This window comes from Pseudomonas sp. TUM22785, assembly GCF_028198105.1.
GTDB lineage: Bacteria > Pseudomonadota > Gammaproteobacteria > Pseudomonadales > Pseudomonadaceae > Metapseudomonas > Metapseudomonas solani.
This window is the reverse complement of sequence record NZ_CP116239.1, coordinates 4,860,577-4,883,856: the sequence shown is the minus strand read 5'-3', so window position 1 is coordinate 4,883,856 and position 23,280 is coordinate 4,860,577. Positions and strand designations below refer to the sequence as shown.

General features: G+C 66.3%; 20 protein-coding genes, 3 tRNA genes and 1 pseudogene. 18 read left to right on the top strand and 6 right to left on the bottom strand.

Annotated elements, in window-relative coordinates:
* Positions 1–13 precede the first annotated feature (13 nt).
* The 4 genes from PI990_RS22000 to PI990_RS21985 are packed head-to-tail and all read left to right on the top strand — an operon-like array spanning position 14 to position 2,308.
* Positions 14–505, top strand: coding sequence for an MFS transporter (locus PI990_RS22000; RefSeq protein ID WP_184487993.1), 492 nt, complete (start codon positions 14–16; stop codon positions 503–505).
* Positions 506–543: 38 nt separating this feature from the next.
* Positions 544–990 carry an HIT family protein gene (locus tag PI990_RS21995; RefSeq protein WP_271658465.1) on the top strand — a complete coding sequence of 149 codons (447 nt, stop codon included), beginning with the start codon at positions 544–546 and terminating at the stop codon, positions 988–990.
* Positions 991–993: 3 nt separating this feature from the next.
* Positions 994–1,767: a class II glutamine amidotransferase gene (locus PI990_RS21990; protein ID WP_021220481.1), complete on the top strand. Its 774-nt coding sequence runs from the start codon at positions 994–996 to the stop codon at positions 1,765–1,767.
* Between the two features lie 19 nt (positions 1,768–1,786).
* Positions 1,787–2,308: a DUF2937 family protein gene (locus PI990_RS21985; RefSeq protein ID WP_271658464.1), complete on the top strand. Its 522-nt coding sequence runs from the start codon at positions 1,787–1,789 to the stop codon at positions 2,306–2,308.
* Between the two features lie 44 nt (positions 2,309–2,352).
* Here PI990_RS21985 and PI990_RS21980 read toward each other — a convergent pair whose 3' ends face one another.
* A complete protein-coding gene (locus tag PI990_RS21980) occupies positions 2,353–3,777 on the bottom strand; it encodes an aminotransferase-like domain-containing protein (protein WP_031288127.1) in 1,425 nt (474 codons plus the stop codon).
* 98 nt (positions 3,778–3,875) lie between these two features.
* Between PI990_RS21980 and PI990_RS21975 the strand changes: the two genes are divergently transcribed.
* The 5 genes and pseudogenes from PI990_RS21975 to PI990_RS21955 all read left to right on the top strand — a co-directional run bounded on the left by PI990_RS21975 (position 3,876) and on the right by PI990_RS21955 (position 9,376).
* Positions 3,876–4,814 (top strand): DMT family transporter, encoded by a 939-nt coding sequence (locus PI990_RS21975; RefSeq protein ID WP_021220484.1) that lies wholly within the window; start codon positions 3,876–3,878, stop codon positions 4,812–4,814.
* Positions 4,815–4,827: 13 nt separating this feature from the next.
* Positions 4,828–6,711 (top strand): annotated as a pseudogene (gene moeB / locus PI990_RS21970) (molybdopterin-synthase adenylyltransferase MoeB).
* A gap of 11 nt (positions 6,712–6,722) precedes the next feature.
* Entirely contained in the window at positions 6,723–7,637 is a 915-nt protein-coding gene (locus tag PI990_RS21965) for a PLP-dependent cysteine synthase family protein (protein WP_043246101.1), read from the top strand.
* Between the two features lie 22 nt (positions 7,638–7,659).
* A complete protein-coding gene (locus tag PI990_RS21960) occupies positions 7,660–8,646 on the top strand; it encodes a serine O-acetyltransferase (RefSeq protein ID WP_184487997.1) in 987 nt (328 codons plus the stop codon).
* 1 nt (position 8,647) lies between these two features.
* On the top strand, positions 8,648–9,376 hold the full coding sequence (locus PI990_RS21955) for an alanyl-tRNA editing protein (RefSeq protein ID WP_021220489.1): 729 nt from the start codon (positions 8,648–8,650) through the stop codon (positions 9,374–9,376).
* Positions 9,377–9,400: 24 nt separating this feature from the next.
* Here PI990_RS21955 and PI990_RS21950 read toward each other — a convergent pair whose 3' ends face one another.
* Positions 9,401–11,269 (bottom strand): sigma-54-dependent Fis family transcriptional regulator, encoded by a 1,869-nt coding sequence (locus PI990_RS21950; RefSeq protein ID WP_271658463.1) that lies wholly within the window; start codon positions 11,267–11,269, stop codon positions 9,401–9,403.
* Positions 11,270–11,548: 279 nt separating this feature from the next.
* Here PI990_RS21950 and PI990_RS21945 point away from each other — a divergent pair, with 279 nt between their 5' ends.
* From PI990_RS21945 to PI990_RS21920, 6 genes are read left to right on the top strand one after another with little or no spacing between them, the layout of a single operon-like run.
* Complete coding sequence (locus PI990_RS21945; RefSeq protein ID WP_021220491.1) at positions 11,549–12,631, top strand: ABC transporter ATP-binding protein; 1,083 nt, start codon at positions 11,549–11,551, stop codon at positions 12,629–12,631.
* A 10-nt stretch (positions 12,632–12,641) separates the two neighbouring features.
* Positions 12,642–13,739, top strand: a complete 1,098-nt coding sequence (locus PI990_RS21940; RefSeq protein WP_021220492.1) for an ABC transporter ATP-binding protein — start codon at positions 12,642–12,644, stop codon at positions 13,737–13,739.
* A complete protein-coding gene (locus tag PI990_RS21935) occupies positions 13,736–14,605 on the top strand; it encodes a carbohydrate ABC transporter permease (protein WP_021220493.1) in 870 nt (289 codons plus the stop codon). The genes PI990_RS21940 and PI990_RS21935 overlap by 4 nt, the downstream gene beginning before the upstream one ends.
* Positions 14,606–14,613: 8 nt before the next feature.
* A complete protein-coding gene (locus PI990_RS21930; protein ID WP_043243335.1) occupies positions 14,614–15,414 on the top strand; it encodes a carbohydrate ABC transporter permease in 801 nt (266 codons plus the stop codon).
* An 8-nt stretch (positions 15,415–15,422) separates the two neighbouring features.
* Positions 15,423–15,695, top strand: a complete 273-nt coding sequence (locus tag PI990_RS21925; protein ID WP_021220495.1) for a DUF2160 domain-containing protein — start codon at positions 15,423–15,425, stop codon at positions 15,693–15,695.
* Between the two features lie 33 nt (positions 15,696–15,728).
* Positions 15,729–17,465: an ABC transporter substrate-binding protein gene (locus tag PI990_RS21920; RefSeq protein WP_271658462.1), complete on the top strand. Its 1,737-nt coding sequence runs from the start codon at positions 15,729–15,731 to the stop codon at positions 17,463–17,465.
* A gap of 89 nt (positions 17,466–17,554) precedes the next feature.
* On the opposite strand, the gene folD is transcribed toward PI990_RS21920, so the two are convergent.
* A complete protein-coding gene (gene folD, locus PI990_RS21915) occupies positions 17,555–18,409 on the bottom strand; it encodes a bifunctional methylenetetrahydrofolate dehydrogenase/methenyltetrahydrofolate cyclohydrolase FolD (protein ID WP_021220497.1) in 855 nt (284 codons plus the stop codon).
* Between the two features lie 270 nt (positions 18,410–18,679).
* Between folD and PI990_RS21910 the strand changes: the two genes are divergently transcribed.
* The 3 genes from PI990_RS21910 (at position 18,680) to PI990_RS21900 (ending at position 19,006) form a co-directional block, all read left to right on the top strand.
* Positions 18,680–18,756: transfer RNA gene (locus tag PI990_RS21910), tRNA-Arg, on the top strand.
* A 35-nt stretch (positions 18,757–18,791) separates the two neighbouring features.
* Positions 18,792–18,867: transfer RNA gene (locus tag PI990_RS21905), tRNA-His, on the top strand.
* Between the two features lie 54 nt (positions 18,868–18,921).
* Positions 18,922–19,006, top strand: a tRNA-Leu gene (locus tag PI990_RS21900).
* Between the two features lie 285 nt (positions 19,007–19,291).
* On the opposite strand, the gene PI990_RS21895 is transcribed toward PI990_RS21900, so the two are convergent.
* The 3 genes from PI990_RS21895 to PI990_RS21885 form a co-directional block, all read right to left on the bottom strand.
* The gene (locus PI990_RS21895; protein WP_271658461.1) at positions 19,292–20,074 is read right to left on the bottom strand and encodes a MipA/OmpV family protein; all 783 of its coding nucleotides are present in this window, start codon (positions 20,072–20,074) and stop codon (positions 19,292–19,294) included.
* Positions 20,075–20,098: 24 nt separating this feature from the next.
* On the bottom strand, positions 20,099–21,892 hold the full coding sequence (locus tag PI990_RS21890) for a serine hydrolase domain-containing protein (protein ID WP_271658460.1): 1,794 nt from the start codon (positions 21,890–21,892) through the stop codon (positions 20,099–20,101).
* A 101-nt stretch (positions 21,893–21,993) separates the two neighbouring features.
* Positions 21,994–23,280, bottom strand: coding sequence for an ATP-binding protein (locus PI990_RS21885; RefSeq protein WP_271658459.1), 1,287 nt, complete (start codon positions 23,278–23,280; stop codon positions 21,994–21,996).

Here is a 23,280-nt window from a genome sequence, read left to right as displayed (position 1 = left end):
GCCATGGAAGCCCATGAACGAACACGACTATCTCCTCGCCTGGGGCGCCTATGGCGTCGCGGCCTTGGGCTGCCTGCTGGTGAGCTTCCGCGCCACCGGCTGGATGTGGCGCTGGCTGCGCGAACCCCTGCGCCTGATAGTCGCCGTGCTGCTGCTGACCCCGACCCCGGTGGACCCCGGCCGCGACCTCTACGCGCCGGCCGTGGCGGTGACCGCGCTGGACATCGTGTTCAAGGTGGGCAACAACGCCTGGAAGGCGGTTTCCGACCTGGCCATGTACGGCATGATCGGCCTGGTGCTCTACCTCATCTTCGTCGCCATCCGCTGGCCCATCGAGCGCGCCATCCGCGCCCGTCGCGCCGAGCGCGAGAGGCCGGCGGTCGCGGACGAGGAAGAAGAGGAGCCGACCCTGCGCCAACTGATGGAGCGTGAATCCACCGGCCGCGTGGACACCCGTCTCGACGACCGTGGCGACCGCCGCCTGCGCATCGAACCGCGTCTCTGACACCAGGCAGCGCGCCGCGCCGGTTACGAGGAATACCCATGGATTGTGTGTTCTGCGCCATCGCCGCCGGCAGGTTGCCGGCCCACCTGCTGCACGAGGACGAACACTTCCTGGTGCTGCTGGACATCTTCCCCCTGCGCCCGGCCCATGTGCTGGTGGTGGCCCGTGAGCACGCGCCGTTCCTCGCCGACCTCGGCACCCCGGCGCGCCAGCGCCTGGTGGAGCAGGCCCTGCGCGTGGGCGAGGCCTTGCGCGGTGCGGGCTACGGTCGCCAGGGCATCAACCTGCTGATCAACGATGGCCCGGACTCCAACCAGCACGTGCCCCATCTGCACTTGCACCTGATTCCCCGGCAACGGGGTGACCTGCCCGCGCTGCTGTGGCGTATCCTCACCCGCTTCCTGCCCTTTGGCCGTGCCCGCATCCAGGCGCGCCTGGAGCGGGAAGCCGAACAACTGCGACAGGCATTGAAACGAGAGCCCTGAACCATGTGCGAATTGCTCGGCATGAGCGCCAATGTGCCCACCGATATCGTCTTCAGCTTCACCGGCCTGATGCAGCGCGGCGGCGGCACCGGCCCGCACCGTGACGGCTGGGGCATCGGCTTCTACGAGGGCCGTGGCCTGCGCCTGTTCCAGGACCCCTCGGCCAGCGTCGACTCCGAGGTGGCGCGCCTGGTGCAGCGCTACCCGATCAAGAGCGAAACGGTGATCGGCCACATCCGCCAGGCCAACGTCGGCAAGGTCAGCCTGGCCAACACCCATCCCTTCGTCCGCGAGCTGTGGGGCCGCAACTGGTGCTTCGCCCACAACGGCCAGCTCGCCGACTTCCATCCTGCCGCGAGCTTCTACCGGGCGGTGGGCGACACCGACAGCGAGGCGGCCTTCTGCGACCTGCTCAACCGCGTCCGCCAGGGCTTCCCCGAGCCGGTGCCGGTGGAGGTGCTGCTGCCGGTGCTGGTGCAGGCCTGCTCCGAGTACCGCAGCCGGGGCGTGTTCAATTGCCTGCTCAGTGACGGCGATTGGCTGTTCTGCTTCTGCACCACCAAGCTGGCGCAGATCACCCGGCGTGCGCCCTTCGGCCCGGCGCGACTGAAAGACGCGGACCTGACCGTGGACTTCCAGTCCGAGACCACGCCCAATGACGTGGTAACGGTGATCGCCACCGAGCCGCTGACCGACAACGAAACCTGGACGCTCTACCAGCCCGGCGCCTGGAGCCTGTGGCGGCGGGGCGAGTGCCTGGCCTCCGGGCAGACCTGAACAACGAGAGGGAATATCGATGCTGCGAAGCTACCTGCGACTGGCGCTGTTCGCCCTGGGCCTGCTCATCGGCGTGCAGGTGCCCGGGTTCGTCGATGACTACGCCAAGCGCGTCGAGGCCCATCGCCTGGAGGCTGAGACCGGGCTCAAGGGCTTCCGCGAGACCGCCCAGCGCTTCTTCGATGGCGACCTCGCAGCATTGGTGGCCCATTACCGCGCCAGCAACGACCCGGTGATGCGCAGCGACGCCGACAGCGTGGCCACCCTGGTCAACCGCGACGCCCTGTTGCAGCGCGAGTGGGAGGCCATGCAGGGCGCCTGGTACGCGCGCACCTGGCACGTGGCCACGGGCGCCGACCACGATCTGTTGCTGGAAACCGCCAACGCCTACAGCTACCAGGTGCTGCTGGTGCCCGAGGCGATGGCCTGGGGCATCATCTGCGCGCTGTTGCTGGCCTGGGTGGTGGAAAGCCTGTTCCTCGGCCTCGCCCTGCTCGCTGGTGGCAACGGCAAGCGGGTGCAACAGCGCCATTGGCGCTGAGCCCGTGGGTGGTGTCGAGTAATAACCAAGATCCGCCCTGCGGCTCATAGCCCGAAGCGGTCGGCCTCCTCGCGCAGGGTGCTGGCCAGGGTGAGGAAGCCGTCGTAGAGCAGTTGGTCGTTGCTGGAGGCGTTGCTGACGCTGGCGCGGACGAACTGCGGCACCGTGGCGCGGCCCACGGCGAAGGCTTCGGCGGCGGTGATCAGGTAGTTCTTCAGCTTCAGGTCGGCCTCGATGTCCGAGGCGCGCCAGGCTTCCGGTACTTCGATCCAGAAGTGCGGACTCTGCGGATGGGTGCGGTAGTTGAGCCCGTCCAGCAGCCGTTCCACCAATGCCTTGCGTCGGCCGATTTCGTGGATCTGCTGGCTCAGCAACTTCTCCGCTGTACCGTTCTCGATCCATAGCGTCGACAGCTCCAGCGCCAGGGGCGTGGCCATCCAGCAGGTGGCGCGCAGGGCCGCAGCGATGCGGCTGACCAGTGCCGTCGGCGCGTGCAGGTAACCCACCCGCAGGCCGGCGGCCACCGCCTTGCTCAGGCTGCTGATGAGGATGGTGCGCTCCGGGGCGTAGAGGCTCAGGGGCGGCGGGCGGTCCTCCACCAGCACCGCGTGGGCCTCGTCTTCGATGATCAGCAAGTTGTGCTCGCGGCACAGGCGCGCGATGGCGTCGCGGCGCTGGTGCGAGAGCACGCCGGTGGTGGGGTTCTGGATGGTCGGCGTGCAGTAGAGCGCGGTGACCCGGTTGTTGCGGCAGATCTCGTCGAGGGAGGCGGGGACCAGCCCTTCCTCGTCCATGTCCGCGCCGAGCAGCTTGATGCCGAGCATCCGTGCCAGGGTGATCAGCCCCGGGTAGGTGAGCTGCTCGGTGACCAGGATATCCCCCGCCCGCAACAGGCCCATCAGGGTGCAGAGCAGCCCGTGCTGGCCGCCGTTGACGCACAGCACCTGGTCCGCCTGGGGCTGGAAGTCGCCGTGGGCCAGCCAGTTCGCGCCCACCTGGCGGTAGCGCGGCAGGCCGATGTCCGGCGTGTAGCGGGTCAGGTCCTGCAGGGTCTGCGGGTCGTTGGCCAGGTCCAGCAGGCTCTGCGCCAGGAAGGCCGTTTCATGCCCGGGGATGTGCATGTTGCGGCTCATGTCGTAGAGCTCCGGCGCCTCTTCGATGAAGTTGCGGAAGCCCTCGTCGCGCTTGCGCTCCAGCCCCCGGCGGCGGACGAAGGTGCCGTCGCCGACGCGGGCTATCACCAGCCCCATGCGTTCCAGCTCGGCGTAGGCGCGGCTGACGGTGCCGATGGTCACCCCCAGGCGGTCGGCCAGGTTGCGGTGCGGCGGCAGCTTGGCGCCGCCTTCCAGGGTGCCCTCGAGGATCCTGATTTCCATGGCTCCGGCGAGGCGCTTGTACTTCGCGCCCTGGCCGGAATCCAGTGCTGATTTCAGAATTGACACCGTGTCAATAATTGGTTTGACAGCCATTTTTCGTCCTAATAGCCTGATTGAGCTGTGTCAATCAGTGATTGATACCCAGGTTTTAGAGGTCAATTTAGCAGCAAGGATGAATTGCCATCATGCCAATGTCCGCCGTAATTGAAAACACCGGAAAATCGCAAAAGCACTGGTTGGCCGGATTCATCACCAGCCTGCTGTTTCTCGTGGTGTGCCTGAGCTGGGGCACCACCTGGCTGGGCATCAAGATCGCCGTGGAGAGCGTGCCGCCCCTGACTTCCTCGGGCCTGCGCTTCCTCATCGCCTTCCCGCTGTTCATCTGCTTCGCCCTGGTCCGTGGCGACTCGATCCTGTTCCCCCGCGAGCGCCTGGGCTTCTTCGCCTTCGTCACCCTCAGCTATTTCAGCATTCCCTACTACCTGCTCAATTACGGCGAGATGCATGTCTCCTCGGGGCTCACCGCACTGCTGTTCAGCTGCATGCCGGTGTTCATCCTGATCTTCTCGTCGCTGTTCCTGCGCGAGCGCATCTACCTGTCCCAGGTGGTGGGCATCGGCATCGGCTTCGGCAGCCTGTTCATGATCCTGCGCAGCCAGGGCCTGCGCCTGGACCACGCCGAATTCCTCGGCGTGCTGGCGATCCTCGCCGCCGCAGTGATGCATGCGCTGTGCTACGTGATCACCAAGCAGAAGGGCGAGGGCATCAGCGTCATCACCTACAACACGCTGCCCATCGGCCTGGCCGGGGCGATGCTGTTCCTCGCCGGCCTGGTGGTGGAACAGCCGGACTTCAGCCAGGTCACCTCGCGCTCCTGGCTGGCGCTCACCTACCTGGGCCTGTGCGCGTCGGTGGGCGGCTTCATCGTCTACTTCTTCCTGCTCAAGCGCCTGAGCCCGGTGATCCTCTCCTTCGTCTTCATCATCTTCCCGGTGTTCGCCGTGGTCATCGGCTCCTGGTACGAGGGGCAGGCCATCTCCCGCGACCTGGCGCTGTACTCGGCGATCCTGCTCGCCGGTTTCGCCATCACCAAGCTGCCCGTGGAAAAACTCCTGACGCGCAAGCCCTGACAACGAGGACCACATGGACGTGATCGATCGCGACACCCTGCAGCCGATCTACCGCCACGCCTGCGAGACCTACCCCGAGGAGTGCTGCGGTTTCGTCTTCGCCGATGGCGAGGTGCACCTGGGCAGCAACATCCAGAACCTGCTCAACCAGCGCAGCCCCGAGGTGTTCCGGCGTGACGCCAGCACCGGCTTCACCTTCGCGGTGGCGGACACCCTGCTGCTCAACCGCAGCCTGCGCGGCGACAACCCGGTGCGGGTCATCTACCACTCGCACCCCGACGTCGGCGCCTACTTCAGCCGCGAAGACGAGGACAAGGCGCTGTTCATGGGCGAGCCGATCCACCCCGTCGCCCACCTGGTGGTGGATGTGCGGGCCGGACGGGCCCACGGCGCGAAGCTGTTCGAGTGGAGCGGGGAATCCTTTGTCTGCAGCCGGGAATACCCCGGCACCCCATAACGACCTGCATAAAAGGAGTTGGCTATGAATACGGTGATCTTCCCGGATGTACTGGCACGTGTCGCCAAATTGCCGGAGGCCCGCCTGCAAGGGCAGGGCACCACGGTGCGCGAGCTGGTCGAGGATATCTGCAGCCGCCACGCGGGGCTGCGTGACCACCTGTTCTATGGAAACGACCAGTTCAAGGAGCACTTCCTGCTCAGCGCCAACGGCGAGCTTGTGGACGGCGACAGCAGCCTGGAGGCAGGCGCCGAGCTGGACATCATGCTCGCCACCTCCGGGGGCCTGGACAGCGATGAGCTGAGCAACGACGAGGTGCGCCGCTACGTGCGCCACATCACCCTGCCGGACGTCGGCCGCCAGGGCCAGTTGCGCCTGAAGAAGGCGCGGGTGCTGATCATCGGCACCGGCGGCCTGGGGTCTCCGGTGAGCCTGTACCTCGCCGCCGCCGGCATCGGCACCCTGGGCCTGGTGGATTTCGACCGCGTCGAGGCCAGCAACCTGCAGCGCCAGGTGGTGCATGGCACCAGCACCCTCGGCCTGCCCAAGGTCGAGTCGGCGCGCCGTCGCCTGCTGGACCTCAACCCGGACATCCACATCGATGCCCACGACTGCGCCCTGACTCCGGATAACGCCCTGAAGCTGGTGGGCGACTACGACCTGGTGGTGGACGGTACCGACAACTTCGCCACCCGCTACCTGGTCAACGATGCCTGTGTGCTGCTGGGCCGGCCGCTGGTTTACGGCGCGCTGCACCGCTTCGACGGGCAGATCAGCGTGTTCAACCATCAGGACGGCCCCTGCTACCGCTGCCTGTTTCCCAAGAGCCCGCCGGCGGAGCTGGCACCCAACTGCAGCGCCGGCGGGGTGATCGGCGTGCTGCCCGGCGTGGTCGGGCTGCTCCAGGCCACCGAGGCGGTGAAGCTGGTCCTCGGCATCGGCGAGCCCCTGGTGGGCCGGCTGATGCGCTTCGACGCCCTGGCGATGAAGTTCAACGAAGTGCGCTTCAAGCGCCGCGCCAACTGCCCGTCCTGCTCGCCCGGCCGCACCTGCATGCAGCCGCTGGAAGAGGAGGTTTCGGCCTGTTCTTCCAGCATCCCGGCGGCCAGCACGCTACCGGCGGATTTCCGCATCACCGCGGTGGAGCTGCAGCAGCTTCTGGCCTGTGGCACCGATCTGCAACTGCTGGACGTGCGCGAAACCAACGAGCTGGAGGTGTGTCGCCTGCCCGGCAGCCTCAACCTGCCGCTGGGCGAGCTGGACGCTCGCCTCGACGAGCTGGATCGCCAGCGCCCGCTGTGCATCGTCTGCTACGGCGGCACCCGTGCCGAACGCGCGGCGCTGCTGCTGCTGGCAGCGGGCTTCACCCAGATCCAGGTGCTGCAGGGCGGCATCAAGGCCTGGGCGCGGGATGTCGACACCGACATGCCGCTGTACTGAGGAGGCGCGCGATGATCCACGAATCCCTGCTCCAGGCCATTGGCGAGACGCCCGTGGTACGCCTGGCTGCCTTCAGCGCCGAGACCGGGCTGGAGGTGTACGCCAAGCTGGAGTCGCTCAACCCCGGTGGCAGCCACAAGGCACGCATCGCCCTGGGCATGGTCCGCGACGCCGAGGCCCGGGGCATCCTCGTGCCCGGCAGCGGGCAGACCATCATCGAACCCAGCGGTGGCAACACCGGCATCGGCCTGGCCATCGCCGGCAACATCCTCGGCTACCGCGTGGTCCTGGTGATCCCCGACAACTACAGCCCCGAGAAACAGAAGGTGCTGCGCCTCTACGGTGCCGAGGTGGTGCTCTCTGACAGCCGCCTTGGCAACAACTCCCATGGCGAGAAAGCCATGGAGCTGCAGCTGGAGAACCCCGGTTTCGTGATGCTCAACCAGCAGCGCAATGCCGCCAACCCCGAGACCCACCGGCGCAGCACCGCGCAGGAGATCCTCCGCGACTTCGCCGACCGCCCCCTCGATTGCCTGGTGGCGGGCATCGGCACCGGCGGCCACATCACCGGCCTGGGCGAGATGCTCAAGGCCCGCTGGCCCTCGCTGCGGGTGTTCGGCGTCGAGCCGGAGCAGTGCGACCTGCTCGCCGATCGCCATGCGCCGCACGAGATCCAGGGCCTGTCCATCGGCCTGGTGCCGAGCATCCTCAACCTCGGAGTGCTCGACGGCATGCTCAAGGTAGCCAAGGCGGATTGCCTGGAGCGTGTGCGCCGCACCATGCGTAGCGACGCGGTGAGCCTGGGGCTGTCCTCGGCCGCCAATCTGGTGGCCATCGCCAGCCTGGCCGGCGAGCTGCCGCGCGGCAGCCGGGTACTGACCCTGATCTACGACGGTGTGGACGGCTACCTGCCGCATTTCGAATAACGAGCCTGGGGAGGGCGACAGGATGTGGGGATATCTCGACAGGTTGCGGCTCTATGACGAGCTGCTCGATCAACTGGTGCATGCACTCAAGCCGAACGAGCTGGACCAGCTCATGCCCCACCTGGACGGCATCATGGACGTGGCCGTGCAGCAGGTGGCAGACGACCTTCAGGCCTATGCCCAGCGCGACCCCGCCACGGCCGGGCGCATCGACCTGGTGCTCGGCTCCTATGCCTCCTTCAAGGCGGTGCTGTTCCATCGCCTGGCGCACCAGGTCTGGACCCACGGTGTGGTGGACGGGCGCGAGGCCATGGCGCACAAGCTGGCCAGCACCGGCAAGTTGCTGTCCGGCGCCGAGATCCACCCGGCGGCGCGCATCGGCAAGCGCTTCGTGCTCGACCATGGCTTCGGCACCGTGATCGGCCAGACCTGCGAGATCGGCGACGACTGCTACCTGCTCAGTGGCGTCACCCTCGGCGCCTCGGGCATCGCCGACAACCCGGGCGGCAAGCGCCACCCGCGCCTGGGCAATCATGTGGAAGTGGGCGCGGGGGCGCGCATCCTCGGGCCCATCAGCATCGGCGACAACGTATTCATCAGCCCGGCCTGCGTGATCACCCGCGACGTACCGGCCAACACCAAGGTCAGCATCGTCAACCAGCTGCAGATGCAGCGCGCGTCGATGTCATCCAACTGCGGCTACCTGGGGGCCTTCGCCCTCAACGAGCGGGTGCACCTGGTGGGCGAGCTGCCGGAAAGCGGCGAGGTGCTGGTGCTGGACGCCGAGCACCGGCGCTTCGGCTGCATGGCCCTGGAATGCACGGTGCACGAGCGCAACCACCGCCAGTACCGGCTGCGCAGCATCGGCCTGGCCCTGCCGGCGCCCCGTTACCCGCTGCACCTGCGGATCATCGGCCCCGACCACGACATCACCCTGCTCGACCCGCCTGGCCTCAGCGCACTCGTGCGCTCGCAGCTGCAACCCTATTTCCTGAGCATCGGAGGCTGAAATGTCCGTATTCGCCATGCACACCCGCGCCCTGTTCGACGAAGCCCCCTACCAGCGCACCTTCACGGCCCGCGTGCTCGCGGTGAGTGACCAGGGCGTGGCGCTGGACCAGACGCTGTTCTACCCCACCGGCGGCGGCCAGCCGGGGGACCAGGGCCACCTGCTGTTGCCGGACGGTTCGGTGGTGGCGGTGGTCGGCACCCAGCGCGACCCGCTGCTGCGCTCGATGATCTGGCACCAGTTGGAGGAGGGCGCCGTGCCTGTCACCGCCGGCCTCGAACTGCAAGGCTGCCTGGATTGGGAGCGGCGCTTCCAGCACATGAAGATGCACACCTGCCTGCACCTGCTGTGCTCGATCATCGATGCCCCCGTCACCGGTTGCAGCATCGCGGCCGACAAGGGCCGCCTGGATTTCGACCTGCCGGAATCGACCCTGGACAAGGAGCACCTGACCCACGCGCTGAACGAGCTGATCGAGGGGGCGCTGGATGTGCGCACCCACATGCTGCCGGCCAGCGAATACAACACGGTGCTGGAGATGACCCGCACCCAGGCGGTGGCGCCGCCGGTGCTGCAGGGCCTGGTGCGGGTGGTGGACATCCCCGGGGTGGACATCCAGCCCTGTGGCGGCACCCATGTGCGTAACACCCGCGAGATCGGCCGGGTAGTGTGCGACAAGATCGAGAAGAAGAGCCGCCACAACCGCCGCGTGACCCTGCGCTTCGCCTGAGGCTGCAGGGTTGGGCGGCTTGCGCTAGCTGCCGGGGTACAGGCCCTGTTCGCGCAGGCGCTTGTACAGCGTGTTGCGGCTGAGGTTGAGGCGGCGCGCGAGGTCGGAGATGTTGCCGCCGCAGGCCTGCAGCTGGGCGGCGAGGCTGGCATCCGTCGGCTGGGTTGGCGCGGCGCTATGGCTGGGCGGCGGTGTTTCTTCCAGGTCGGCGAAGAAGTCGTCCGGCAGGTGCTCGCGGCGGATCGGCTGCTCCTCGGCCATGGCCAGGGCGATCTGGATCACGCTGCCGGCCTGGCGCAGGTTGCCGGGCCAGGGGTGGGCCATGAAGAGTTCGTGCACATCGTTGCTGAAGCCGGCCCATTGGCGCGGCTCGCGGTGTTGTTCCCAGAGGCGGCGGAAGAGCTCGCCACGGTCGCTGCGTTCGCGCAGGGGCGGCAGTTCGAGGTTGAGGCCGCTGACGCGGTAGTAGAGGTCCTGGCGGAACAGCCCGGCGTCCACATCCTGGCGCAGCGGGCGGTTGGTGGCCGAGACCAGGCGGATATCCACCGGGTAGGGTTCGCCGCCGCCGAGGGGCTGCACGCTGCGCTCCTGCAGCACCCGCAGCAGCCGGGCCTGGACGTTTAGGGGCATGTCGCCGATCTCGTCGAGGAACAGGGTGCCCTTGTCGGCCTTGCGGATCAGGCCGACGCTGCCCTTCTGGTTGGCGCCGGTGAAGGCGCCTTTTTCGTAACCGAACAGTTCCGACTCCACCAGCTCGGCGGGAATGGCCGCGCAGTTCACCGCCACCAGCGCCTTGCCGGCGCGGGAGCTGGCCTGGTGCAGGGCCTTGACGAACACCTCCTTGCCGACGCCGGTTTCGCCCTGGATGAGGATGGGGATGTCCTTTTCCAGCAGCCGTTGCGCCTGCTGCACCACGCGGTCGACACGGGCATCGCCCAGGCTGATGGTGCCGAGGGTCAGCTCGTCGGCCGGTGTTTCGCTCGGGGTCGCGGGGGCGGGGCGGAAGTCACGGGCCTCGATGCGCGGCTTGCGCGGGCGCAGCAGGCGGCCGTGGAAGCGGTAGCGGCCGGCGGCCCGCAGCGGGAAGGGCAGGTTGTCGGGCTGCGCCAGCAGCTGCGGCAGGCTCAGGTCGAACAGGCTTTCGATGTTCATCCACGACAGGCCGATGCCCAGCAGCGAGTCGGCGCGGCGGTTGGCCGAGACGACCTGGCCGGCCTCGTCGAACACCAGCAGCCCGGCCCACTGGCTGTCGAGGTTGTCCAGGCTGGTGTTGAAGCTGAGCTGGAAGTAGTCGTCCTTGAAGCGCCCGAGGATCAGCCGGTTCTCCACCGACTGGCTCATCATCTTGACCATGCCCAGGGTGTGCGAGGGCGGCAGGTAGCTGTCGCTGGAGACGTCGAGCACGCCGATCATCTGCCGCGTGGCGTCGAAGATCGGCGAGGCGGAGCCGGTCATGAAGCGGTTGGCCTTGAGGAAATGCTCGTCGCGCTGGATGTGCACGGCCTGGCCGCAGGCCAGCGCGGTGCCGATGGCGTTGGTTCCGGTGGTGCGCTCCTGCCACAGGGCGCCGGCGACGAATCCGGCGGCCTGGGAAGGCTCGACGAAGCGGCGGTCGCCCCAGGACTGCAGCAGCTGGCCCTGGTTGTCGGCGAGCATGATCAGGCAGTTGGAGTTGGCGAGGATGTTCTCGTAGTAGGGCAGGACTTCCTGGTGGGTGGTCTGCACGAGGAAGTGCCGGCTCTCCAGCAGCGCCGAGACGTCGCCCGCAGCGACGTCGCCGAAGCTCGGTCGGCTCTGGTGGGTGAGGCCGAAGTCGCGGCAGCGGTTCCACGAGTCGCGGACGATCGCATCGTGGTTCGGCGCCGGTACGGGCGCCTGGGCAGGGGTGGCCATGTGAGCCTCGCAGCGTTCTTGTTGTTATGGGGCATTCGCTCTGCGGCGATCCGAGCAGTGTTGTTCATGGCTGTTCAAAGTCAACGTTCGAAGTGTTCAGTTGTTCACATTCGAATGTTCAATACTGTTCAAGTGAACATTCGTGCGCGGCGCCGAATTTCACTAAAAACCAGCTTAATCAATGGGATAGAGGGTTTTTGGCGCTCCTGGCACGGAAGTCGCCTTGTGGTAGCGCGGCCCAGAGCCGCGAATGGCTGAGAACAACCACAAGGACACGCCATGTCGTTAACGCTGGAGCATGTCTGCCGCGTCGTCGACCATCAGGTCTACATAGACGATGCCTGCCTGAGCTTCGAGCCGGGTTCCTTCAACGTGCTGGTCGGCCGGACCCTGGCCGGCAAGACCTCACTGATGCGCCTGATGGCCGGGCTGGACAAGCCCAGCAGCGGGCGCATCCTGCTCAACGGCGTCGACGTGACCGGGGTGCCGGTGCGCCGCCGCAACGTGTCGATGGTCTACCAGCAGTTCATCAACTACCCCAACCTCACGGTGTTCGAGAACATCGCTTCGCCGCTGCGGCAGAACGGCGTCGGCCGTGAGGAGATCGAGCGCAAGGTGCGCGAGACGGCGCAGATGCTGCGCATCGAGAAGTTCCTGCAGCGCCACCCGCTGGAGCTTTCCGGCGGCCAGCAGCAACGCACGGCCATGGCCCGGGCGATGGTCAAGGACGCCGACCTGGTGCTGTTCGACGAGCCCCTGGTGAACCTCGACTACAAGCTGCGCGAGGAGCTGCGCCAGGAGATGCGCGAGCTGTTCCGCACCCGCCGCAGCATCGCCGTGTACGCCACCACCGAGCCCAACGAGGCGCTGGCCCTGGGCGGTACGGTGACCATCCTCCACGAGGGCCGGGTGATCCAGAGCGGGCCGACCACCGAGGTGTACCAGCGGCCGCAGCAGGTGCTGGCCGCCGAGCTGTTCTCCGAGCCGCCGATCAACCTGGTGGACGGGCGCATCAGCGAAGGCGAGGTGAGCTTCCGTGATTTCGTCCACTTCCCGCTGACCACCGAGCTGCGCGAACTGGGCGAGGGCGCCTACCGCTTCGGCGTGCGCCCCGGCCATATCGGCCTGGTGCCCTCCAACGACGATGACCTGGAGCTGGCGGTGAAGGTGGAGCTGGCCGAGATCAGCGGCTCCGAGACCTTCCTCCATGTGCGCAGCGAGCATTTCGCCCTGGTGCTGCACCTGCAGGGCGTGCACGAGTACGACGTGGATGCGCCGATCCGCATCTACATCCCCACCCACAAACTCTTCGTCTTCGACGCCCAGGACCGCCTGGTCCTGGCGCCGAGCCGTCGTACCTGAGGAGCCGCCCATGGCCGAGATACGCCTGCAGAGCCTGGCCCACAGCTACGCCAGCCAGCCGAAGGGCCCGGAAGACTACGCCATCCTGGCGATGGATCACGTCTGGGAGCAGGGCGGCGCCTATGCGCTGCTGGGGCCTTCGGGCTGCGGCAAGTCGACCTTGCTGAACATCATTTCCGGGCTGCTCAGCCCGTCCGAAGGGCAGGTGCTGTTCGACACCCGCGAGGTCAACCTGCTGCCGCCGGAGGAACGCAACATCGCCCAGGTTTTCCAGTTCCCGGTGGTCTACGACACCATGACGGTGTTCGACAACCTGGCCTTCCCCCTGCGCAACCAGGGCCTGCCGGAGTCGCGGGTGCTGAGCAAGGTCAGCGAGATCGCCGAGGTGCTCGACCTGCATCATCTGCTCAAGCGCAAGGCGCGCAACCTGACGGCGGACGAGAAGCAGAAGGTCTCCATGGGCCGCGGGCTGGTGCGCGACGACGTGTCGGCGATCCTCTTCGACGAGCCGCTGACGGTGATCGACCCGCACCTGAAGTGGAAGCTGCGGCGCAAGCTCAAGCAGATCCACGAGCAGTTCAACATCACCATGATCTACGTGACCCATGACCAGCTGGAGGCCTCGACCTTCGCCGACAAGATCGCGGTGATGTACGAAGGCCGCATCGTCCAGTTCGGCACCCCGCGCGAGCTGTTCGAGCGGCCGCTGCACACCTTCGTCGGCTTCTTCATCGGCAGCCCGGGAATGAACCTCATCGAGGTGCGCCCGGAGGGAGATGCGCTGGTGTTCGGCAACACCCGCGTGCCCCTGGCCCCGGCCATGGCGGCGCACCTGGCCAAGGGCGGCTGGAGCAGCCTGAAGCTGGGCATCCGCCCGGAGTTCGTGCACGTCAGCGACGAGCCCTTCGTCGATGCCCTGGCCGGCGAGGTGACCCATGTCGAGGACCTGGGCACCTACAAGATCCTCACCCTGAACCTGGACGGGCAACGCCTCAAGGCACGCTTGCAGGAAGACGAGACGGTGCCTCGGGGCACGGCGTGGATCGGCTTCCCCTCGCAGTGGTTGATGCTCTACGCCGATGACCTGCTGGTGGAGGTGGCGCCATGACTGACAAGGTGGTCAATAACAAGGCCTGGTGGCTGGTGCTGCCGGTGTTCCTGCTGGTGGCCTTCAGCGCCATCCTGCCGATGATGACGGTGGTGAACTATTCGGTGCAGGACATCTTCGATGCCTCCACCCGCACCTTCGTCGGTGTCGATTGGTACAAGCAGGTGCTGCAGGACCCGCGCCTGCACGATTCGCTGCTGCGCCAGTTCATCTTCTCCGCCTGCGTGCTGCTGATCGAGATCCCGCTGGGCATCGGCATCGCCCTGTGCATGCCGACCAAAGGGCGCTGGGCCTCGGCCAGCCTGATCGTCATGGCCATTCCGCTGCTGATCCCGTGGAACGTGATCGGCACCATCTGGCAGATCTTCGGCCGCGCCGATATCGGCCTGCTGGGCTGGACCCTGAGCAAGCTGGGCATCAGCTACAACTACGCCTCCAACACCATGGACGCCTGGGTGACGGTGCTGGTGATGGACGTGTGGCACTGGACCTCGCTGGTGGCGCTGCTGTGCTACTCGGGCCTGCGCGCCATCCCCAATGCCTATTACCAGGCGGCGCGCATCGACCGCGCCTCGGGCTGGGCGGTGTTCCGCCACATCCAGCTGCCGAAGATGAAGAGCGTGTTGCTGATCGCCGTGATGCTGCGCTTCATGGACAGCTTCATGATCTACACCGAGCCCTTCGTGCTCACCGGCGGCGGGCCGGGCAACGCCACCACCTTCCTCAGCCAGACGCTGACCAAGATGGCGGTGGGGCAGTTCGACCTGGGGCCGGCGGCGGCGTTCTCGCTGGTGTACTTCCTCATCATCCTGCTGGTGTCCTGGCTGTTCTACACGGCCATGACCCATAACGACTCGAAGAGCTGAGGCCGCCCATGACACCACGCAAAACCCTGGTGCTGCTCGCCTACATCCTGTTCCTGCTGGTGCCCATCTACTGGCTGCTGAACATGTCGTTCAAGAGCAACACCGAGATACTCGGCGGCCTGACGCTCTGGCCCCACGAGTTCACCCTGCGCAACTACCAGGTGATCTTCACCGACCCGAGCTGGTACGAGGGCTACCTCAACTCGCTCTACTACGTGTGCCTGAACACGGTGATCTCCCTGGCGGTAGCGTTGCCGGCGGCCTACGCCTTCTCGCGCTACCGCTTCCTCGGGGACAAGCACCTGTTCTTCTGGCTGCTGACCAACCGCATGGCGCCGCCGGCGGTGTTCCTGCTGCCGTTCTTCCAGCTGTACTCGTCCATCGGCCTGTTCGATACCCATATCGCCGTGGCCCTGGCCCATTGCCTGTTCAACGTGCCGCTGGCGGTGTGGATCCTCGAGGGCTTCATGTCGGGGGTGCCGAAGGAGATCGACGAGACGGCCTATATCGACGGTTACAGCTTCCCGCGCTTCTTCGCCAAGATCTTCATCCCGCTGATCGGCTCGGGCATCGGCGTGACGGCGTTCTTCTGCTTCATGTTCTCCTGGGTCGAGCTGCTGTTGGCGCGCACCCTGACCTCGGTGGACGCCAAGCCGATCGTGGCGGTGATGACCCGCACCGTGTCCGCTTCGGGCATCGACTGGGGCGTGCTGGCGGCGGCGGGGGTGTTGACCATCCTGCCGGGCGTGCTGGTGATCTGGTTCGTGCGCAACCACGTGGCCAAGGGCTTTGCCCTTGGCCGGGTATGAGGTGACTTATGGAATGGATGGCCTGGACCCTGCCCACCGCGGTGTTCTTCGGCAGCATCGGCCTGGTGCTGCTGCTGATGGGCATCTGGGAACTGCGTTCGCCCTGCGTCGAGCGCAAGGGCTTCTTGCCGATCGTCACCACCCGTGGCGACCGGTTGTTCATCGGGCTTCTCGGGAGCGCCTACCTGCACCTGCTGGTGATAGGCGCGACCAGTTGGAACCTGTGGGTAGCCTCGGCGCTATCCGTCGTGTGGTTGTTGGTCGTGATGCGCTTCGGCTAGTTGCGACCGTTCAAAATCCCCAAGGAGGTGTCTATGTTCGAAAACAATTACAAGACCCGACATAGCATGGCGATAGCGGCCCTGCTGGCGTTGTCCGGATTGAGTGGCGCGGCCTGGGCCGATGCCTACGAGGATGCGGCGAAGAAGTGGATCGACGCGGAGTTCCAGCCCTCGACCCTGAGCAAGGAGCAGCAGCTGGCCGAGCTGAAGTGGTTCATCAAGGCCGCCGAGCCGTTCCGTGGCATGGAAATCAACGTCGCTTCGGAAACCATCGCCACCCACGAGTACGAGGCCAAGGTGCTGGCCAAGGCCTTCAGCGAGATCACCGGCATCAAGCTCAAGCACGACCTGATGCAGGAAGGCGACGTGGTCGAGAAGCTGCAGACGCAGATGCAGTCGGGCAAGAACATCTATGACGGCTGGGTCAACGACTCGGACCTGATCGGCACCCACTTCCGCTACGGCAAGGCGGTTTCGATCACCGACATGATGGCCAACGAAGGCAAGGACGTGACCTCGCCGACCCTGGACCTCAACGACTTCATCGGCATTTCCTTCACTACGGGCCCGGACAAGAAGATCTACCAGCTGCCCGACCAGCAGTTCGCCAACCTGTACTGGTTCCGCGCCGACTGGTTCGAGAAGCCCGAGCTGAAGGCCAAGTTCAAGGAAATCTACGGCTATGAGCTGGGCGTGCCGGTGAACTGGTCCGCCTACGAGGACATCGCCGAGTTCTTCAGCAAGCACGTGAAGGAAATCGACGGCAAGCGCGTCTATGGCCACATGGACTACGGCAAGAAGGACCCGTCCCTTGGCTGGCGCTTCACCGACGCCTGGTTCTCCATGGCCGGCGGCGGCGACAAGGGCCTGCCCAACGGCCTGCCGGTGGACGAGTGGGGCATTCGCGTCGACGGCTGCCGCCCGGTGGGTTCCAGCGTCACCCGGGGTGGCGACACCAACGGCCCGGCAGCGGTCTATGCGACCCAGAAGTACGTCGACTGGCTGCACCAGTACGCGCCGCCGGAAGCCCAGGGCATGACCTTCTCCGAGGCCGGCCCGGTGCCTGCGCAGGGCAATATCGCCCAGCAGATCTTCTGGTACACCGCCTTCACCGCCGACATGACCAAGCCCGGCCTGCCGGTGGTCAATACCGATGGCACGCCGAAGTGGCGCATGGCGCCGTCGCCCAAGGGCCCGTACTGGGAAGAGGGCATGAAGCTGGGCTACCAGGACACCGGTTCCTGGACCTTCCTCAAGTCTACCCCCGAGAAGCAGCGCCTGGCGGCCTGGCTCTACGCGCAGTTCGTCACCGCCAAGACGGTATCGCTGAAGAAGACCCTGGTGGGGCTGACGCCGATCCGCGAATCGGACATCAACTCCCAGGCGATGACCGAGGCGGCACCGAAACTCGGCGGGCTGGTTGAGTTCTACCGCAGCCCGGCGCGCCTGCAGTGGTCGCCCACCGGCACCAACGTCCCGGACTACCCGCGCCTGGCGCAGCTGTGGTGGCAGTTCATCGCCGAGGCCGCCAGCGGCGAGAAGACCCCGCAGGAAGCCCTGGATGGCCTGGCCAAGGCGCAGGACACCATGATGGCGCGCATCGAGCGCTCTGGCGTGCAGGGTGAGTGCGGGCCGAAGCTCAACGAGGAGCGGGACGCCCAGTACTGGTTCGACCAGCCGGGCGCACCGAAGCCGAAGCTGGCCAACGAGAAGCCGAAGGGCGAGACCGTGAACTACGAGGAACTGGTGAAGTCCTGGCAGAAGAAATGACGCTGGACGACAGGTCACGGATTTCCGGGCCTGTTCGCTGAAACGAAAACGGCACCCGAGGGTGCCGTTTTTCATGGGGTCGCCGCTGCTCAGTCGTGCAGGGTCTCCGCCGCGTGGAGGGTGTTCTCCAGCAGGCAGGCACGGGTCATGGGGCCGACGCCGCCCGGGACCGGGGTGATCCAGCTGGCGCGCTGCAGGGCCGGTTCGTATTCCACGTCGCCCACCAGCTTGCCGTCTTCCTGGCGGTTGATGCCGACGTCGATGACGATGGCGCCTTCCTTGATCCACTCACCCTTGACCAGGCCCGGCTTGCCGGCGGCCACGACCACCAGGTCGGCACGGCCGACATGGCCGGCGAGGTCCTTGGTGAAGCGGTGGGTGACGGTGACGGTGCAGCCGGCAAGCAGCAGCTCGAGGGCCATGGGGCGGCCGACGATGTTGGAGGCGCCGACGACGACCGCGTCCATGCCGTAGAGATCGGCCCCGGTGCTTTCCAGCAGGGTCATGATCCCTTTCGGCGTGCAGGGGCGCAGCAGCGGCATGCGCTGGGCCAGGCGGCCGATGTTGTAGGGGTGGAAGCCGTCTACGTCCTTGTCGGGGCTGATGCGCTCCAGCAGCAGGGACGCGTCCAGGTGCGCCGGCAGCGGCAGTTGCACGAGGATGCCGTCGATGGTCGGGTCGACATTGAGGCGGTCGATCAGCGCCAGCAGGTCTTCCTGGCGGGTGTTGGCCGGCAGGTCGTGGGCCTCGGAGATGAAGCCGACTTCCTCGCAGTCCTTGCGCTTGTGCGCGACATAGACCTGAGAGGCCGGATCGCTGCCAACCAGGATGACGGCCAGGCCGGGAATGCGCAGGCCTTGCTGGCGACGCTCGTCGACGCGCTTGGCTATCTGTTGGCGGAGGCGGGCGGCGATCGTTTTGCCGTCGATCAGTTGTGCGGTCATGTCGCGTGATTAACCATCGGAAGGGGCGAAAAAGGGCGCATATTCTCGCATGGCGTGGCTTTTGGGCAAAGGCGGCTGGTCAGCATTTTCCCGTAACCCCTTTATCTTTCTAAATTTTTTTAAAAATCCTGTTGACGAGGTAGGGGTGCCTCTATAACATGCGCCCCGCTTGTCGAGCACAGCAACTAGCTGGGTAAGACGGCAAACGTAGAAGTCTACAGGCTTCTGCTGAAGCCGAAGCTTTTAGTAATCTGTTTAGCAGATGAATAAGCGCCCGTAGCTCAGCTGGATAGAGCATCCGCCTTCTAAGCGGATGGTCGCAGGTTCGAGTCCTGCCGGGCGTGCCAATTTGGCAAGTTTGGCTCAAGCAAAACGTAATATGGTGGGCGTAGCTCAGTTGGTAGAGCACAGGATTGTGGCTCCTGGTGTCGTGGGTTCGATTCCCATCGTCCACCCCATATTCGAGAAAGCGCCAGGCCTAGTGCCTGGCGTTTTCGTTTCAAGCGTTGCAAGCGGACGTGGTGGAATTGGTAGACACACCAGATTTAGGTTCTGGCGCCGCAAGGTGTGAGAGTTCGAGTCTCTCCGTCCGCACCATGTAATACGCGCAGCCAGGTGGCGTGGGGCAAGCCTCGCGGGAATCTGGAAGCGACAAAGAAAAGGCAGCTCCTTCGGGGCTGCCTTTTTTCGTTTCAGGGCACGCTTCATGCGCCAACCCGCCGCAGTGTCGTTCTCCGAGGGCTGTGCTCTACTCGAATCTCGCCGCCCGCCCGGCCGCAGGCATCGGGCAGGGATGCTGGTCGGGTAGGGCGGTCTGTTCATTCCTATTCCTTATAGAAGGCTTTCCTGGGCGCGTGCGCTGCGGGAGGCTCTCTTGCGGGTTCAGAACCGGTAGTTGATCTGCGTGGCGAGGGCGGCCTGGGTGCGGCGTTCCGTCAGGGGACTGTCGGCGGCGTCGCCCATCAGGCGCTGCACATCCAGTGCGGTGACCAAGTCCATGTTCGCACTGAGGGGGTAGGTCCAGCTCAGAGCGGCACCGCTGGAAACCAGGCCAGCGTCGGTGTCATGGGCAGCGAAGCGGCTGCGTGACGCTTGCGCACGGCTGACGCCGTACCAGGTGCGCAGGTAGTCATCGTCGCCGAAGCGACTGCTGAGGCTGGCGTCCAGCCGCCCGTAGGCGCCTTCGGCGAGGGTGCCGCCCAGGCTCAGCTCCAGCAGGTTGTAGGCCGAGCCGGTGTCGCGGTCGCTGTCTTTCTTCAGGGCATGTTCGAGGCTGGCACCCAGGGTGACCGGGCCGATGTCATAGCTGGCGGCGATGCTGAGTTGGCCGCGCTGCTTGATCGAGCCCATGCCCTCCAGTCGGTCGGAGCCATGGAAGTGGGAGCGGCTGTCCTTGCGTCGATCACTGCTGCCGAGGTGCAGGCTGAAACCGAAGCCATCTTGCGCGTATTGCCAGCCGAGGCCGTCCTTTATACCGAGGAAGAATCCTTGGGGAATCTCCAGGCGGGCGTCGAGCAGTGGCGTGGTGATCCGTTCGCCGCTGCCGCTGTAGCGCGGCAGGTTGGCCAGGCCGGCGCTGAGCTGGTACTGCCAGTCCTCGGCGCGAAGCGGGGCGGAGATCAGCAGCAGGCCGCTGCAGAGCAGGGTGGGATGCAGGCGAAGCATGGAAATCGTCCTTGTTAAGGGGGATTAGGGCTTTTTGTCGGTGCGCACGAAGCGGTAGCCGAGGGCTTCGAAACCGTCCGGGCGCAGGCTGAGGGTGTCGCCGAGGCCGCGCCCGCTGCCGGCGAGGGTTGCGTGGGCGCTGTCCTGGGGATGGAGGATGTAGTCGCCGATAGGCTCGCCAGCGGAGCGGCCGCGTGCCAGGAGGAAACCGTCTTCAAGGCGCAGGCTCAGGCTCAGGGCGTCGTCCTTGCCACCGGCGATGCGGTAGTCGCCGACCATGTCGGCCCATTCCTGGGAAATGGGCACGGCGTCCACGCGTTCGCCGATGAACAGCGTCTGGGCATGTTGGCGGCCGACCAACACCTGGCGCCCCTGTAGCGTCACGACGTCCAGCTGCAGGTGGCCCAGCTCGCCCAGGTCCAGTGGCCATAGCCCGAGCAGTTTCTTGCGTGCGCGGAGCCAGCCTTCGTCGTCGCGCAGCAGTTCGACGCGGAGGCCGGAAAGTTCTGCATACAGCTGCTCGCCCTGGCTACGAATATGGATCAGGCCGCTGCCGGTGGCGTAGCGACCGTCCAGGCGTTGGCGGTCCTGTGGGCTGGGGCGTTGCCGGTTGGTGCGGCGGGGCGGTCCCGGCGGGCTTGCCGGCTTGCCGTCACGAGCTTGCAGCAGCAAGCGCAGCGACAGGCTGGCGAGCTGGCTGGTAACGGCTGCGGCGCTGTCGGAGTTGGCGAGGATGACCACGCCCAGGCGCTGCTCCGGCAGCAAGGTCATCTGGGCGTTGAAGTCACCGGTCGAGCCGCTGTGCTCGACGACGCGCAGGCCGGGTGTCGCCAGCTCGTCGCCATAGGTACCGAGGAACCAACCGAGGCCGATCGAGCAGTCCAGGTCCAGGGCGTTGCCGACATTCTGCGGGTGCAGCATTTCCTGGATCGAGGCCGGTTGCAGCACTTGCCGGCCTTGGTAGCGGCCGTCGGCGAAGACCATTTGCACGAAGTGGCTGAGGTCCACCGGGCTGGCCCAGAGGCTGCCGGCGGAGAGGTCCCGGATGTTGAGGTCCGCCGAGGGCTTGCCCTTCATATAGCCGCGAGCGCGATAGGGTTGCTGGCCGCTGTTGCCGAGGAAGCTCGCGTGGCGCATGCCCAGTGGCTGCAGCAGCGATTTCTGTGCGCAGGCTTCGAATTCACAGCCGCTGGTGCGTTCGATTGCGGCGCCGACCAGGGCGTAGCCGAGATTGGAGTAGACGGTTTGCGTGCCGGGCTGGTGGCTCAGCCAGGTGCCGCTGGCCAGTGCGGGCAACTCGCCCAGGGGCAGCGGAAGCTTGGCGACCTGGCCTTCGAGGCGGTCGGTCGGTAGGCCCGATTGGTGGCTGAGCAGGCGGCGCAGTGTGATAGCGCGGTCGGCTGCCGCCTGGTCCGTATGGAAGCGTGAGCGCACGTAGAACTCGCGCAGGCTGGATTGCAGCGGGGCGTCCAGGTCCAGGGCGCCGCGTTCGCGCAGTTGCATGGCGAGGCTGGCGGTGATCGGCTTGGACAACGAACCGATGCGGAAGGCGGTGTATTCGCTGGCGGCGATGCGCCGCTCGCGGTCGGCGTAGCCGAAGCCTCGGGCCCAGATCACCTGCTGGTCGTCCACTAGCGCCAGAGCGAGGCCGGGAATGTCATGGGCCTGCATTTGCTGGCGGATGTGTTCCTGCAGGTAGACGATCAGCTCGCTGTAGTCGCCCTGGCGGATATCCGGTGCGGGGGTGGCCGGCAGGGCCTGGCAGCCGGTGCCGCCCAGCAGGCAGCCGAGCAGGGGCAGGCGCAGCGCATGGAACATGGGGTTCTCCCTGGATGATCAGGGAGCCGATGCTAGGGCGGCGGGCCGGGACAATCCGCCCGGCTTTGTCTGCAGTCTGTGAAAGATTGTGAAGCGCCGCTTCAGCCCTGGCGGCCCCAGCTGAGGCGGAAGGAGGCGCCGCCTTGGGGGGCGTCCAGCACTTCGGCGTGGCCACCGTGCCATTGGGCGACCCGGTGGACGATGGCCAGGCCCAGGCCGAAGCCGCCGGTGCGACGATCGCGGCTTTCATCCAGGCGCGAGAAGGGCTCGAAGACCCGCTGGCGGGATTCCTCGGGGATGCCGGGGCCGTCGTCATCGACCTGGATCTGGTAGTTGTCGCCGATCTGGAGGAGGGCGATACCCACCCGCCGTTCGGCATGGCGGATGGCGTTGCGCAGCAGGTTGATCACCGCGCGGGCCATGAAGCGCGGCTCCATGCGCAGGCTGTCCACTTCGCAGGCGCGGATTTCGCAGCGCACGCCGGCGGCTTCCGCCTCCAGCGCCACGTCGGCCACCACGCTTTCCAGCCAGCTGGCAGCGTCGATGGTCTCGCGGTGCGAGCCGACGGCGCTGTGTTCCAGGCGGGCATAGGTGAGCAGTTCGGAAACCATGCCTTCCAGCTCGCCCAGGTCGGCGCGCATGTCGTCCACCAGGGCCTGGTGGTCCGGGTGGTCGGAGCGGCGCGCCATCTGTTCCAGTTCGAAGCTGAGTCGGGCGATGGGAGTGCGTAGCTCATGGGAGACGGCGTTGGTCAGCTCGCGCTGGTTGCTGATCAGGCTTTCGATGCGATCGGCCATCTGGTTGAAGTGCTCCGCCAGCTTGCGGCAGTCGGAGCCACGGAACACCGGGGTGCGGGTGCCGAGGTCGCCGTCACCGAAACGCTGGGCGGCCAGGCGCAGGGTTTCCAGGTTGCGCCAGTGCGGGCGGACCCAGAGGAACAGCACCAGGCCCACCAGGAAGCCCAGCAACAGGTAGGCGCCGATGGTGAAGAGCAGGGTGCCGGCCGGTTCGGCGGGCAGGTCGATCACCAGCAGCTGCGGCCCATCGTCGATGCGGCTTATATAGCGGGTGTAGTTCTCGCGGGTGACCAGCAGGTTGTTGAGGATCAGCTTGCGCTCGCGCTCGTCCAGGGCGAGGTCGCTGGCGTCCTTCAGTTCCAGGTGCAGGCCGTAGTGGGGGCGCCAGTCATCCATCTGGCGCGCGCGGCCGGCAGCGTCCAGTTGGCGCAGGCGTTCGGTGAGGGCGTAGGCCTGGCCGCGCACCGCTTCGCGGTTGTATTCCTCGAGGCTGGGGGCGAAGAGGGTGGAGATGACGTGGTCGACCACGAAGATGGCGCCGCCGAAGCCCACCGCGAGCAATAGATAGAGGCGCAGGAACAGGCGCAGCAT

Coding starts and splice junctions, on each gene's coding strand:
- PI990_RS22000 (WP_184487993.1), top strand. CDS start 14: ATGAACGAACACGACTATCTCCTCGCCTGGGGCGCCTATGGCGTCGCG.
- PI990_RS21995 (WP_271658465.1), top strand. CDS start 544: ATGGATTGTGTGTTCTGCGCCATCGCCGCCGGCAGGTTGCCGGCCCAC.
- PI990_RS21975 (WP_021220484.1), top strand. CDS start 3,876: ATGTCCGCCGTAATTGAAAACACCGGAAAATCGCAAAAGCACTGGTTG.
- PI990_RS21965 (WP_043246101.1), top strand. CDS start 6,723: ATGATCCACGAATCCCTGCTCCAGGCCATTGGCGAGACGCCCGTGGTA.
- PI990_RS21980 (WP_031288127.1), bottom strand. CDS start 3,777: ATGGCTGTCAAACCAATTATTGACACGGTGTCAATTCTGAAATCAGCA.
- PI990_RS21985 (WP_271658464.1), top strand. CDS start 1,787: ATGCTGCGAAGCTACCTGCGACTGGCGCTGTTCGCCCTGGGCCTGCTC.
- PI990_RS21890 (WP_271658460.1), bottom strand. CDS start 21,892: ATGTTCCATGCGCTGCGCCTGCCCCTGCTCGGCTGCCTGCTGGGCGGC.
- PI990_RS21945 (WP_021220491.1), top strand. CDS start 11,549: ATGTCGTTAACGCTGGAGCATGTCTGCCGCGTCGTCGACCATCAGGTC.
- PI990_RS21960 (WP_184487997.1), top strand. CDS start 7,660: ATGTGGGGATATCTCGACAGGTTGCGGCTCTATGACGAGCTGCTCGAT.
- PI990_RS21930 (WP_043243335.1), top strand. CDS start 14,614: ATGACACCACGCAAAACCCTGGTGCTGCTCGCCTACATCCTGTTCCTG.
- folD (WP_021220497.1), bottom strand. CDS start 18,409: ATGACCGCACAACTGATCGACGGCAAAACGATCGCCGCCCGCCTCCGC.
- PI990_RS21920 (WP_271658462.1), top strand. CDS start 15,729: ATGTTCGAAAACAATTACAAGACCCGACATAGCATGGCGATAGCGGCC.
- PI990_RS21950 (WP_271658463.1), bottom strand. CDS start 11,269: ATGGCCACCCCTGCCCAGGCGCCCGTACCGGCGCCGAACCACGATGCG.
- PI990_RS21925 (WP_021220495.1), top strand. CDS start 15,423: ATGGAATGGATGGCCTGGACCCTGCCCACCGCGGTGTTCTTCGGCAGC.
- PI990_RS21885 (WP_271658459.1), bottom strand. CDS start 23,280: ATGCTGCGCCTGTTCCTGCGCCTCTATCTATTGCTCGCGGTGGGCTTC.
- PI990_RS21940 (WP_021220492.1), top strand. CDS start 12,642: ATGGCCGAGATACGCCTGCAGAGCCTGGCCCACAGCTACGCCAGCCAG.
- PI990_RS21895 (WP_271658461.1), bottom strand. CDS start 20,074: ATGCTTCGCCTGCATCCCACCCTGCTCTGCAGCGGCCTGCTGCTGATC.
- PI990_RS21955 (WP_021220489.1), top strand. CDS start 8,648: ATGTCCGTATTCGCCATGCACACCCGCGCCCTGTTCGACGAAGCCCCC.
- PI990_RS21990 (WP_021220481.1), top strand. CDS start 994: ATGTGCGAATTGCTCGGCATGAGCGCCAATGTGCCCACCGATATCGTC.
- PI990_RS21935 (WP_021220493.1), top strand. CDS start 13,736: ATGACTGACAAGGTGGTCAATAACAAGGCCTGGTGGCTGGTGCTGCCG.